Raw genomic sequence first — 13,810 nt, forward strand, 5'->3', positions numbered from 1 at the left:
GTTTCACATTAATTTACTTTTATTTAACTTCTTTTTATTGTTTATTTGTAATTTTAAGGTTAATAAGCGATATAAGAGGTATATACTTAAGTGTAAAGATTTTTTCCTATTATAAAAATTAGCTATGAGAGACTATTTGATAAACAGATAACGTAGTACCGACAATTGTTACATCATGTTGTTTGCATCGGGGCGAACAGGCAATCGCCTGTCCGATCCCGCAGCAAACAACAGATTAACAATTGGTCGGTACGGTAGGTTTATGACAGTGTTTGACTTTATGCTTCGTAATGGGTTTTAAATCACGAAAGGATTTGTGAATCAATGGACGTTTATTTAAGATTATTAATTGAGGGCACGGTATTGATTGGCTGTATCCTGTTTTTATTATGGATTTTTTTGATGAAATCGGGGAAATCACCCCGACTCAACATGCGCGATGCATCGCTCTCAAGTGAAGAATTAGAAGGACACGCCAAAAAAATTGCCATCGAACATGCGGTGTCGGTAAAGAAAAGAGCGATTAAATCGCCAAGTGTCAGGATGAACGATAACTATAAATTCATTTTGAATGTGTATCAGGATCTGAGTGCCGATCTCCAGAAAAAGATGGCCGTACCACCGGCTTCAGAGTGGCTGCTTGATAACTTTTATATCATTGAAAAGCAGGTTAAAGGAATGCGTCGGGACTTGAAAAAATCCGATTATAACCGCTTGCCGATTCTTAAGTCGGGTCCACTCAAGGGACAAATTCGGATTTTCGCGGTGGCGGTAGAGCTTGTTGCTCATACCGACGGTCAGATCGATGAAAAAATACTGACCGATTATTTAAAGGCCTACCAGTCCCACGCCGTTCTTTTTGACCGGGAAATTGTTGCGCTGCCAATGATGCTTACCCTGGCCCTGATTGAAAACATTCGGGAACTTTGTGAAGAAATAAAAAAAACCCAGAGTCAGTGGCATAAGGCTGATAAGATTTTTACTAAATGGCTGGAAAACGATGGTAATGAACCTAAAAAAACGATCAAACTCTTCGAAGACAGCCTAAAAAGCCAGGATGAAGCCAACCCCGCTTTTGTAGAGCATTTATTCTATCGGCTGAGGCGTTCCGGTCGTAGTTATGCCGAAGTTCTACGGATTATGGATGAAAACTTAAATAAACTCGGTGCCACCACCGAAGAAATCACCCAGAAAGAACATGGGGCCCAATCCGTTAATACGATATCGATGGGCAATACCATCACCAGTCTTCATTTTTTCTCTTCCCTGGATTGGTCCGAGCTCTTTGAAACGGTTAGTATGGTCGAACAAATTTTAAAAAAGGACCCCGATGGAACCTATCCTCTGATGGATATTGCCACCCGGAGTCATTACCGGACCAAAGTGGAAGAATTGGCCCTGGGATTTGGGGTCTCAGAAATTTATCTGGCCAAAGAGGCGATCTTGTTTGCCGAAGAAGCCTTTGCGGACCGGGACCAATCTCAATTGGAAAATCCCGCCATCCAGAAAACCTGGCATGTCGGGTATTATCTGATTGGCAAGGGCCTTAAAAGCCTGGAAAACAAAGAAAAAAAGATTAACAGCTTTAGACCAAAAGCAGAAAGCATGGGTATAAAAAATCCGGGCATCCTCTATTTGGGTTCCATGGGTCTGATTACGCTGCTTTTTTTATTGGCGGCCGTCCGTTACGCGACGATTACGGCATCTTCACATCTGGTCCTGTTTTCGGTGCTGGTCATTATTGCGGTGCTGATTCCGGCATCGGAAATTGCCGTGGATGCGGTCAATTGGATTGTTTCCCATGCCTTAAAACCGGCCTTTTTCCCAAGACTTCAATTAAGAGAAGGGATTCCCAAAAGCATGAGCACGATTGTTGCAGTGCCAACTCTGCTTTCCGATCAGAAACGGGTCAAGGAATTATTGGCGGGTCTGGAAAGCCATTATCTTTCCAACCGGGAAGACAATCTCTACTTTGCCCTAGTCGGAGCATTTAGCGATGCCGACAAATCGGCGATGAAAGATGATCCCGAGATTATAAAAACCGCTCTGGCGGGTATCAATGCGCTTAATTTAAAATATGCCCCGGTGGACAGTGATAAGTTTTATTTTTTCCACCGCGACAGTCAATATAATGAAAAAAATGATAAGTGGTTTGGATGGGAACGAAAAAGAGGGGCTTTGATGGAATTCAACGACCTGATTATGGGTGCCACCGATACCAGTTTTGTCTATGCTTCGGCAAAAAAACCGCCCTTTGACCATGTCAAATATGTAATCACCCTGGACAGCGACACCATTTTGCCAATGGGAATGGCTAAAAAAATGATTGCTACGATGGCACACCCCCTAAATCAACCGGTTATCGACAAGCAGCGCGGGGTCGTGGTCGAGGGCTATGGTTTGATGCAGCCACGAATCGAAGTGGAAAACGAAAGCTCAAATAAATCCCTTTTCTCCCGCATTTTCACTGGTCAGGAAGGAATTGATCCCTATGCCACCGCTATTTCCGATGTTTATCAGGATCTTTTTGGGGAAGGGATTTTTGTTGGCAAGGGCATTTATGATTTAGCGGTGTTCCAGACCATCATGAAGGATGCCATCCCCGACAATACCATTCTTAGTCATGATTTACTGGAGGGTTCATATGTGCGAACGGGCCTGGTTACCGATCTTAAGCTGGTCGATTCCTACCCGTCAAAATACAATTCTTTTTCGGCCCGGCTGCACCGTTGGGTTCGCGGGGACTGGCAATTGGTACCAATTCTATTTCGTAAAATTTTTGACCGCCGTCACGATAAAATATTCAACCCCCTATCGCGACTGTCGAAGTGGAAAATGTTTGATAATTTAAGAAGAAGTCTGGTACCACCAGCATTGATGCTACTTGTCTTTTTGAGCTTTTCAATTCTCCCGGGAAGTATTTTTTTCTGGCTTGGCTTTTTCCTGCTACCGCAGATCTTTCCGCTGATGATGGGGATCATTGGTTATCTTGTATCGGCCCGATTTGGCAACGACCGGATCAAGCGGTATATGCCGGTGATGTTCGGTCTCAAAGCGGTATTGATGCAGTTCTTACTGGTATTAATCTTTTTGCCCTATCAGGCCTGGCTTATGAGCCATGCCATTATGGTAACCCTGACACGGGTTTTTATTACCCGAAAAAACCTGCTGGAATGGGTAACGGCTGATGATACCGAAAAATTTCAGAAAAATTCACTGATCAGTTATGTTTTTACCATGAAGGCGGCGCTGCTACAGGCACCGATACCTGTCATTCTGGCTCTCTTTTTTAAACCGGAAGCACTGCTGCTTAGTCTGTTTTTCTTTGCCATTTGGGTTGTCAGTCCTGTTATAGCCTGGTTTATCAGTAGGGATCACCCGCAAAAGGTGCTCATATTGTCGGAGCGTGAATCCCTTGAACTGGGCCGGATCACCCGCAAAACCTGGCGCTATTTTGAGGATTTCTCGAATGCTAAAAGTCATTATCTGATTCCTGACAATTATCAGGCTGACCCACCTAGAGGTATTGCCCAGCGAACATCACCGACCAACATTGGCCTGGGCCTGCTGGCACCACTGACGGCCAGAGACTTTGGCTATATCGGAACCGGGCAAATGATGGCGCTGATTGATAAAACCGTTGATACCATTGAAGGGCTGGAAAAATGGCAGGGCCATTTACTTAACTGGTATGATACCCTAACCCTAAAACCCCTGCGTCCGGCCTATATTTCAACGGTCGATAGCGGAAATTTTCTTTGTTACCTGGTTACCCTGAAACAGGGGCTTTTGGACTACCTTAAAAGTCCTCTGATTGATTCCCGGTTTTTAAGTGGAATCCGGGATACTCTTCATTGCGTTGGAAAAACCGATTATATTGTCTATGCGAAAATCCCTATGAGCGACAACGTAGAGACAGCGATGGATTTAAAAAAATGGCATCACACGCTGGAGATGCTGATCAAGGCCGACGCCATGACAGAACTGGATGAAGGTGTCTGGAAAACAAAAATCGTTGCGATGATCACCCTGTTCAACACTGAAATGTCAACCTTCCTGCCGGGCATCGGGTTGCTTAATAAAATGCCGGAGCGTTTGATGGATATGGCTGCGGCCAAAAAAGAAGCAGCAAGTGATGCGGTGTTTGAGGACCTTAAAAATCTCAAAATCCGCTTAACCGATAATGCCGACCTGATTGACTTACCAAAGCATCATCAGCAAACCGCTGCCATGGTCAACCGCTTGCTAGAAGCTGTTAAAAAATGGGACCAGGACGATTACCGTGAGGAACTAGCCTGGCTGGAAGAAACAAAGATCGCCCTCAGTGCTGCTGCGACAGCAAGTCAGGACTTTGTGGATCAGTATACCGACTTACTCAGACGTATCGATGCTCTTGTCGATGCGATGGAATTTCTACCACTGTATGACAAGAAAAAGGAACTGTTCAGTATCGGGTTTAATCTGGAAGACAATAAGCTGACCAATTCATTTTATGACCTGTTGGCCTCAGAGGCCCGTCAAACCAGCTATATCTGTATTGCCAAAGGCAAGATTCCGGCCTCACACTGGTTTAAACTGGGACGGGCACTAACGAATGTGGACCATTACAAAGGCTTGATTTCCTGGACAGGCACCATGTTTGAATATTTAATGCCCCTTTTGATTATGAAAAGCTATCAGAACACCTTGCTGGACGAAACCTATTCTTTTGTAATAAAAAGTCAGATGAAATACGGCGATCAGCGGGAAATGCCTTGGGGCACATCCGAATCCGGCTACCATGCGATGGATAAACACCACGATTATAAATACAAGGCCATCGGAGTTCCCTGGTTGGGGCTTAAACGGGGCTTAATTGATGATGCTGTGACTGCGCCCTATGCCACTTTCCTGGCATTGATGGTTAACCCGGAAGCAGCAATTAAAAATATTAGAAGGCTAAAGGCCGATGGTCTGGAAGGACCCTATGGTTTTTATGAAGCTGCTGATTATACCCCGGAACGACTGGGTTTTGAAACAAAGCGGGCATTAGTAAAAAGTTTTATGGCTCACCATCAGGGAATGAGTTTAATGGCACTCAACAATTGCGTCAATCACAATATCATGCAAACCCGTTTTCATAATGACCCGGAAATCCATGCCGCCAGATTGCTGCTTCAGGAAAAAGTCTCTTCTGATCTGATCTTTACCAAGGGAACAAAGGAAAAACTGGTGCCCTACAAGGGCAAGATCGCCAAAGAGATAAGTGCCGTGCGACGCTTTACAAAACCAAATACCATTCTACCCAAAGCCCATATTCTTTCTAACGGCAATTATTCGGTGATGATTACCGAGCGGGGAACTGGTTATAGTAAAAGCAAAATGGCAGCGGTAACAAGATGGCGCGAAGACAGCACCCTTGATCAATATGGCACGTTTTTCTATTTAAAAAATGTCGAGAGTAAAGCCGTCTGGTCGGCGGCCTATGGCCCGCTTAATCAAAAGCCTGATCAATATGAGGTCGTTTTTACTGCCGATAAAGCCACCTTCAAGCGCACAGATGGTGATATTGAGACGAAAACTGAGGTGGTTGTAGCCTCTGGTGATAACGTCGAAATCAGACGAATCACCCTGAAAAATAACGGCAAAAAAGCCTGTACCCTGGAATTAACCAGCTATTTTGAACTGGTTATGGCAACCCAGGCCGGAGACATTGCCCACCCGGTTTTTGGTAATCTCTTTATTAAAACAGAAATAGAGCATCATAGAAAATGCCTCATTGCCACCCGACGGCCCCGATCAGACAGTGATAAAAGCGTGTGGCTGGCCAATGCCATTGTGACCAACAGTAATCTAGAGGGCGAGATCCAGTACGAGACTGATCGGATGCAGTTTATCGGCCGGGGCAACAACTCCCAAAATCCGGTGGTCATCAATCAGGATAGACCTCTGTCGAGCACCAGTGGACCGGTGCTCGATCCGGTCATGAGTACCCGGATCAAGGTGACCATTGAGGCCGGAAAAACCGCCTCATTTTCGTTTGTCACGGCCTTTTGTGAAAGCAAAGAATCGATTCTTAACCTGATTGATAAATATCATACTCCCAGTGCGATCGAAGGTGCTTTCAAATTGGCCTTAACAAGAAGTCAGGTGGAAACCCGATATCTCAATTTAGATACTGACGAGTCCGAGCTTTATCAGGATATGATCTCCCATCTTGTTTTTTTAAGCCCGACAAAGATGATGAATCAGGAAATAATCCTTAAAAATACCCAGGGTCAGTCGGCCTTGTGGAAATATGGCATTTCCGGAGACAATCCCATTGTAGTGATCGATTTATCTAACATCGACCAGGTCAAGTTATTGGTTGAGGTTTTAAAAGCACATGAATACTGGCGCCTGATGGGCTTAAATGTGGATCTGGTGATCTTAAGTGAAGAAGAATACTCTTACTCACTGCCCTTACATGCCCTGATTTCTGACATGGTCTTATCCAAACAAACCCACGAAATGCTAAAAATTAGTGAGGATCTCTTTATTCTGGAAAAAAATAAAATAGCAGCGACCGACATACCTCTGCTCTATGCTGTTGCCCGGGTTATTTTAAAAGGCGGTATGGGAACGCTCCGGGAACAAATTGAATGTGTTTATCAAACCGTCGCGGCTAAACTGATTCCTGAAAAAATCGTGGCAAGCAGCAAGCCGATTAATTACTCGGTGTCACAAACCGATGAACCGGAACGTTTATATAATAATGGCATTGGCGGCTTTAAAAAGGACGGCAGTGAGTATATCATCCATCTGAAAAATGGTGAAAATACCCCGGCACCGTGGGTGAATGTGATCGCTAACCAAAGCTTTGGCTTTATGGTTTCTGAATCTGGCTCCGGTTATGCCTGGTATCAAAACAGCCGTGAAAACAAACTCACCCCCTGGTCAAATGATGTTGTCTCCGATCCCCCGGGAGAAGTGGTTTATCTGGGCGATGGCGACACTGGAGAAATTTGGACCATCACCCCACTACCGATTCGGGAAGCGGAAGATTATACCATTAAGCATGGCTTTGGCTACACTAATGTTGAACACGCCAGTCATGGTATCAAACAACGGATGATTCAGTTTGTTCCAACAACAGATGCGGTAAAAATAAGTCTGATTAATTTAAAAAATGAATCGAATCAGGAACGACATATAACCCTGACTTACTATATCAGGCCCGTATTGGGAGTCAGTGATCAGGCGACAGCCCTGCACATCAATACCGAGCAGGATAATTCTGGCGCCCTATTAATAAGAAATCCCTATAATGAAAGCTTTCCGGGCGAAGTACTGTTGCTTGATGCATCAATCGCTAAACGGTCGGTGACCAGTGATCGTAAAGCCTTTTTGGGTAATGGGAATATGTCCCGACCAGAAGGTCTGGCCAATATAAGTCTTGACGGGGTTTTAGGTGCCGGCTTTGATCCCTGCGGGGCCATTCAGGTGAAAATTACCCTGGGACCTAATGAGCGGAAGGATGTTGCCTTCCTGATGGGAATCGGAAACAATCAAAGTGAGGTAGAGGTACTGAGCCAGAAGTATCGTGAGTTGCGAAATGTTCAGGAGGCGCTAAACGAAGTCATCGGTTTCTGGAAAAGCAAGTTAGGAATAATAAAGGTGGAAACACCAATAGCTTCGATCAATCTGATGTTGGATGGATGGCTTCAGTATCAGGTTATTTCCTGCCGATTGTGGGGAAGATCAGGGTTTTATCAGGCTGGTGGCGCATTCGGGTTTAGAGATCAACTCCAGGATGCCTTATCCATTGCTAATTTATGGCCGGAAATTACCCGGGCTCAAATCCTGCTCCATGCCAGTCATCAGTACGTTCAGGGCGATGTTCAGCATTGGTGGCATGAGCCCCTGGGTTTGGGAACCCGGACCCATTTTTCGGATGATCGATTATGGCTGCCTTATGTCACCGCCGAGTACATCCGCATCACCGGCGATCACCAAATTTTAGAAGAAGATGTGAATTTTATCGAAGAGCCGGAACTAGGTGAATTTGAAGATGAAAAATGCGGTGTTCCCTGGAAAATTAAAACCACAGCTTCTTTGTATGAACATTGTCTGCGGGCCCTTGAAATTTCCCTGAAATTTGGAGAACATGGACTGCCGCTGATGGGCTCCGGGGACTGGAATGACGGAATGAACACCGTTGGTAATAAGGGCCAAGGTGAAAGTGTCTGGTTAGGCTGGTTCCTGATTGCCAATCTGGACCTGTTTATGCCTATTTGTAAAGAAAAGGGCGACCTGGAACTGGCCCAAAAATATGAAAGTGTTAAAGTGAAAATGATGGCGGCCAATGAAAAAACAGCCTGGGATGGGAGCTGGTATCGCCGGGCTTATTTCGACAATGGCGATGTATTGGGGTCGGCTGGGAACAGTGAGTGTAAAATCGACTCCATTGCTCAAAGCTGGTCGGTTATTTCCGGAGCCGGAGAAGCCGGACGGTCCCTTACTGCGATGAAGTCACTGGATGATTATCTGGTTAGCCGTGAAGACGGCCTGATTAAGCTGCTGACACCGCCTTTTGATCAGTCTGAACTGGAACCCGGATACATCAAGGGCTATATTCCGGGAGTTCGTGAAAATGGCGGACAATACACTCATGCAGCGGCCTGGGCCATCATTGCCTTTGCCAAACTGGGCGATGGCGATAAAGCCTGGGAGCTGTTTGAACTGATTAACCCGATTAATCACACCACCAACATGCGGGACTATACCCGTTATAAGGTAGAGCCCTACGTGGTGGCAGCCGATGTCTATTCCACCTATCCACATACCGGTCGAGGCGGTTGGACCTGGTATACCGGTGCGGCCGGTTGGATGTATCGGGCGGGTCTTGAATACATTCTGGGTTTCCAGAAAAATGGTGAGACCATTGTTATGGACCCCTGTATTCCCAGAACATTGAAAGAATATCAAATTTGCTATCGCTACCAGGAAACAAACTATCACATAAACGTAAAAAATCCAGATACGGTCAATAAAGGCGTTAAAATCATCTCAGTAGATGGAATCGTCTCTACCAGAAATGTTATCAACCTGGTCAATGATAAAATAAATCATGAGGTTGAAGTATTAATGGGATTATAAATACCGGCGTTACGGAATAAACTTAAAGCGAGGTATGAAAAATAATAGCTCGCTCAGACTGTCAAAAAAAGATAACCCAGTACCGACAACAAAGCCAGGTATGAATATTCATACCTGGCTTTGTTGTCGAAACTTTATTAAGAATGAATGTTTGAGAACTAATGACTCTGGCCATGAACCTCATGATCCTTAAGTGCGGTCACATGATTGTCATCATCCAGAATTAGAACCCGAGGTTTAAAGTTGAGCGCTTCTTTCCGGTCCATCATCGCATAGGCGATGATGATCACCTTATCGCCCTTATGAACCAGTCGCGCCGCAGCGCCATTGACACAAATAATACCGCTGCTCCGTTTACCCACAATTGTATAGGTTTCAAAGCGTTCACCGTTATTGACATTGACCACCTGAACCTTTTCACCGGGAAGAATATCGGCCTGTTCCAGCAGCTTTGCATCGATGGTGATGCTACCGACATAATTGAGGTCAGCCTCAGTGACTGTTGCCCGATGGACTTTTGACTTAAATAGGGTGATATACATAAATTACCTCTTAATCTAAAATGATATTATCAAGCAGCCGGGTTTTCTCAAAGCGAACCGCCACGGCTGCCAGGGTTGGTGATGTGATGGTCTCAATGTTTGCCAGGGTTTCAAAGTCCAGGATTTCAACATAATCAATATGAGTAAGGGGCATCGAATTGATGTGGTTGACAATGACTGCGGTTAAAATTTTGACTGAGCGTTCGCCAGCTTGATAAAGGGCCTTAGCCGCAGCCAGCGATTGACTGAGAACCAGAGCCTGTTTTCGTTCCTCCGGATGCAGCAGCACATTTCGGGAACTCATCGCCAAACCATCCGCTTCCCGGACAATCGGACAGACCGCAATCTGGACAGGCAGATGTAAATCCCGGACCATTTTTTTAATCACTGCCACCTGTTGGGCATCCTTCTGGCCAAAGTAAGCGATGTTGGGGTTGATGAGGTTAAAAAGGATCGTCACCACGGTCGTCACGCCTTTAAAATGAGTCGGTCGGGACTGACCGCAGAGTTTTTTGGTGATCTCACCCTCGACTTCCACAAAGGTGGAAGCACCCGCCGGGTAGATCTCGGCCGGATCAGGAAAAAACAATAGATCGGTTCCGGCAGCTTCGGCAAGACGGGAATCTCTTAAAAAATCGCGGGGGTAGGCATCCAGATCCTCACCCGGGGCAAACTGGGTGGGGTTGACAAAGATACTCAAGACAGTTACGTCATTATGTGCATGCGCGGCTTTGATTAGCGAAAGATGACCGTCGTGAAGATAGCCCATGGTCGGGACAAAACCGATCGTTTTATCGCCACCAATAGCTTCAAGATAAGTCTTTAGTTCCGTTATTGTTTTGGCAATCTTCATGGTTTATTGCTGCAATTCATTGATGATGTCATCATCAATAGTGAAGGTATGCTTTGCTTCCGGGAACTGAGCCGTCTTTACCTCGGTGACATAGTTCTTGACAGCCTCTTGAATGGTCGCATTCAGTGCCGCATAGCGCTTGGAAAACTTCGGCGATTGACCAGAGTACATCCCCAGTAGATCATGAATTACCAGCACCTGACCGTCGCAGTAGCGACCGGCACCGATGCCGATCGTGGGAACGGATATTTGTTTAGTAATCAGGGTCGCCAATTTTTCCGGAATCCCTTCCAGGACAATCGCAAAAACGCCCGCTGCTTCCAGTGCCAGAGCATCATCAATGACTTTCTGAGCCTTTGTAATATCCTTGCCCTGAACCTTAAATCCGCCGAACATGTTAACCGACTGGGGCGTCAGACCGATATGTCCCATGACCGGAATCTGAGCCTTGACAATGGCCTTGACATTGTCAACCTGATCGATACCGCCTTCAAGTTTGACGGCGTGAGCCTTACCTTCCTGAATCAACCGGCCGGCATTGCGAACGGCGTCTTCAACCGAAATGTGATAGGATAAAAAGGGCATATCGCCGACAATCAGGGCGTTTTCGGCACCCCGGGCAACGGCTTTGCAATGGTACACCATGTCGTTCATGGTTACTTCCAGGGTCGATTCATAGCCCTGAACCACCATCCCCAGAGAATCGCCCACCAGAATCGCATCAATGCCGGCATCGTTGACAATTTTGGCCATTGAATAATCATAGGCCGTTAGCATCGTGATTTTTTCCCGATTTGCTTTGGCTAGTAAAAAAGAGCTGACAGTAAATTTGCTTTTCATTAGTTACTTCCTTTATTTTTTTATTTTAGTCGATTTTTCAAATGATCATAGGTGTCACCATCAATCCGTTTGTCTTTGATCATCTCAATGGTCGCTAAACCCATGGTCTGGTAGAGCGCCAGAAATTCCGGGGTTTGCGTCTTAATCGCTTCGGTGTGTTTGGCTATGGTGTTTTCATCGCCCCGAACCAGAGGGCCGGTGAGAGCATTGACCGTTCCAGATTTTTCGATATTTCTCAGCGTAGCGGTCATCAGCGGCATAAAGGCTCGGGTGATTTCGTCGTCGGCAATTCCGGTGTTCTTAAGCAGTAAAAAACCCGAGTCAATCAGAGTCACCAGATAGTTGGAGAGGATACAGGCAGCGGCATGGTAGAGCACCTTATCGCCCTTGTCAATCACGGAATAGGGATTGCCGGTGAGCTTAAGGATTTTTTGTACAGCGGCCAGACCCTTGTCATTGCCTTCGAGGGTAAAAACCGTTTGCTTTAAGTTTTTTGCGGCAGTAAGGGGATCAGAAAAACTCATGATCGGATGAAGCGAACACAAACCGCACCCTGAAGCTGAAAGTGGATCAAAAAGATCGGTGGACAGAGCGCCGCTGGTATGGACAAGAGTATGACGCTCGGTTAAGCAGGCAGCTTGGACGAGTTGATTGATAACCGCAGGAATCTGATCATCGCCAGTGGTGATAAAAATCACTTCACTTGCGGTGATAAGGCTGGGAAGGTCGAAAAAAATAGCGGAGTCAGTCGCTTTGGCCGCGCATTGAGAGGAGGTCTCGCTGCGGCTTAGGTAACCCGATAGGGTCAGACTATTTTGTGTAAAAAAAATACCCATGGCGGTGCCGACTTTACCGGCACCAATAAATCCGATTTTCATGCGTTTCACCTGTTAGTAGTATTTGGCTATGACCGCAAAGAGCAGAGAAACACATGACACGCAAACCTGTGGCTGTTGAAAATTCGGGTTGTCGGTACTCGGGTTGACACAACCGGAAGGCAGCAGTTTAAATTTGCGCAAAGAAAAAAGGTCCTCTGCGCTGAAAATAAACAACTGCAAAAAGACCTATCATTACATTATAAAATGCAAAAAAAGTATCGCTTTATTCAGTCTCTATCACCAGGGATTAGAGCAGGTTTTTTAATTTTTAATCTAGTTTTTATGCGTTATTCATGTGCAGCTCTTAATGATGCCACCATGTGGGTATGATACAACATGCCGAATAATAATGCAAGCGTTTTTTGACATAGCTACCGGGCTAGAACCCTGGATATCAGTTTAGCAGATTCCGATTTTCCTAACGGCTGTCTTTCAAGATCCTGAATTATTTGTGGGAAGAGTAAATTGGCTAAAAAAACAAGTGGTCCTAAAACCACTTGTCATGATTGTAAAAAAAGATAACCCAGTACCGATAATTGTTACATCATGTTGTACGCATCGGAGCGGACACGGCGATAGCCTGTCCGATTCCGCAGCGAACAACAGATTAACAATTAGTCGGTACGGTAGTTTAGTGACAACCTCAAGTGGTCCTAAAACCACTTGTTTTTTTTGAAATACAACAGTGTACCCATCACCACGACAACACATAAAACAATCACGAAAGGATAACCGTATTCCCAATGAAACTCCGGCATCATGATGTTCATGCCGTACCAGCCGACAATTAGCGTCAAGGGCAGAAAAATGGAAGTAACCACAGTGAAAATTTTCATGACTTTATTTAAGTTAATGTCCAACTGGGCCTGGTAGGCTTCCCGGACTTGGGTACCATAATCCCGGAGGTTCAACACATTAGTAAAGAGCCGATTGACCCGATTAGTGAGAATTTTAAAATAGCGCAGTTCTTTCTTATCAATTAGGTTATTTTCATTTTCTTCGATGGCTTCGGATATTTCAACGAGCTGTTCATAATACTGCTTAAGGTTGAGAAGTCGCTTCCGGAAGGTAACAAGGTAATCAACCAGATCATCTTTAATAGAGACAATAAATTCCTCCTCTAGACTGGTAATCTCCTCTTCAATGGATACCAGTACCTCCCGATCATCAATCGTGATTTTATCAAAAAACAAATGAAAAAATTTACCCAGGCTCTGAATCTTAATCCCCTCGGTTTGGCTGGTGACGACAATGTCATTAATAAAATCAATTCGATCGGATACAAAAACCAGTAAATCCAATCGGAAGTAAATACCAATACGTTTTGGCTTATAATCTTGAGCGATGGTCATAGGAAGGTTCAGCGTAATAAAATCGTAGCCGTCGTAGCTATCAAGCTTTGATGATCGATTATTCAGGCATTCATCAACAAGTCGGTCGCTGATTCCCAGGCGGCCGCTGACTGCCGGAAGAGACTGGAAGTCAAGCAGACAGAGATGGATCAGGTGATTCTTTTTGTCGATCTGCTCAAGGGATGCCGATGTAAAGGTAGCGTTTTCAAGAAGATAGACCAGCATCAG

General features: G+C 45.3%; 6 protein-coding genes. 1 reads left to right on the forward strand and 5 read right to left on the reverse strand.

Features of this window, described 5'->3' with window-relative positions; translation table 11 throughout:
- Window positions 1–324 precede the first annotated feature (324 nt).
- A complete protein-coding gene (locus ACIZ62_RS03960) occupies window positions 325–9,117 on the forward strand; it encodes a GH36-type glycosyl hydrolase domain-containing protein (RefSeq protein WP_414151255.1) in 8,793 nt (2,930 codons plus the stop codon).
- A gap of 158 nt (window positions 9,118–9,275) precedes the next feature.
- Here ACIZ62_RS03960 and panD read toward each other — a convergent pair whose 3' ends face one another.
- The 5 genes from panD to ACIZ62_RS03985 form a co-directional block, all read right to left on the reverse strand.
- Window positions 9,276–9,659, reverse strand: coding sequence for an aspartate 1-decarboxylase (panD, locus tag ACIZ62_RS03965; protein ID WP_414151256.1), 384 nt, complete (start codon window positions 9,657–9,659; stop codon window positions 9,276–9,278).
- A gap of 10 nt (window positions 9,660–9,669) precedes the next feature.
- Entirely contained in the window at window positions 9,670–10,512 is an 843-nt protein-coding gene (panC, locus tag ACIZ62_RS03970) for a pantoate--beta-alanine ligase (protein WP_414151257.1), read from the reverse strand.
- 3 nt (window positions 10,513–10,515) lie between these two features.
- Window positions 10,516–11,352, reverse strand: coding sequence for a 3-methyl-2-oxobutanoate hydroxymethyltransferase (panB, locus tag ACIZ62_RS03975; RefSeq protein WP_322519525.1), 837 nt, complete (start codon window positions 11,350–11,352; stop codon window positions 10,516–10,518).
- A 20-nt stretch (window positions 11,353–11,372) separates the two neighbouring features.
- A complete protein-coding gene (locus ACIZ62_RS03980; RefSeq protein WP_414151258.1) occupies window positions 11,373–12,230 on the reverse strand; it encodes a Rossmann-like and DUF2520 domain-containing protein in 858 nt (285 codons plus the stop codon).
- Between the two features lie 653 nt (window positions 12,231–12,883).
- Window positions 12,884–13,807, reverse strand: coding sequence for a CorA family divalent cation transporter (locus tag ACIZ62_RS03985; RefSeq protein WP_111887844.1), 924 nt, complete (start codon window positions 13,805–13,807; stop codon window positions 12,884–12,886).
- Window positions 13,808–13,810 lie beyond the last annotated feature (3 nt).

The sequence above is a fragment of the Acetobacterium carbinolicum genome, from assembly GCF_047456275.1.
Classification (GTDB): Bacteria; Bacillota; Clostridia; order Eubacteriales; family Eubacteriaceae; genus Acetobacterium; species Acetobacterium carbinolicum.

Bases quoted from the DNA above. Each gene is read 5' to 3' on its own strand.
- ACIZ62_RS03960 (WP_414151255.1), top strand. From the start codon at position 325: ATGGACGTTTATTTAAGATTATTAATTGAGGGCACGGTATTGATTGGC.
- panD (WP_414151256.1), bottom strand. From the start codon at position 9,659: ATGTATATCACCCTATTTAAGTCAAAAGTCCATCGGGCAACAGTCACT.
- panC (WP_414151257.1), bottom strand. From the start codon at position 10,512: ATGAAGATTGCCAAAACAATAACGGAACTAAAGACTTATCTTGAAGCT.
- panB (WP_322519525.1), bottom strand. From the start codon at position 11,352: ATGAAAAGCAAATTTACTGTCAGCTCTTTTTTACTAGCCAAAGCAAAT.
- ACIZ62_RS03980 (WP_414151258.1), bottom strand. From the start codon at position 12,230: ATGAAAATCGGATTTATTGGTGCCGGTAAAGTCGGCACCGCCATGGGT.
- ACIZ62_RS03985 (WP_111887844.1), bottom strand. From the start codon at position 13,807: ATGCTGGTCTATCTTCTTGAAAACGCTACCTTTACATCGGCATCCCTT.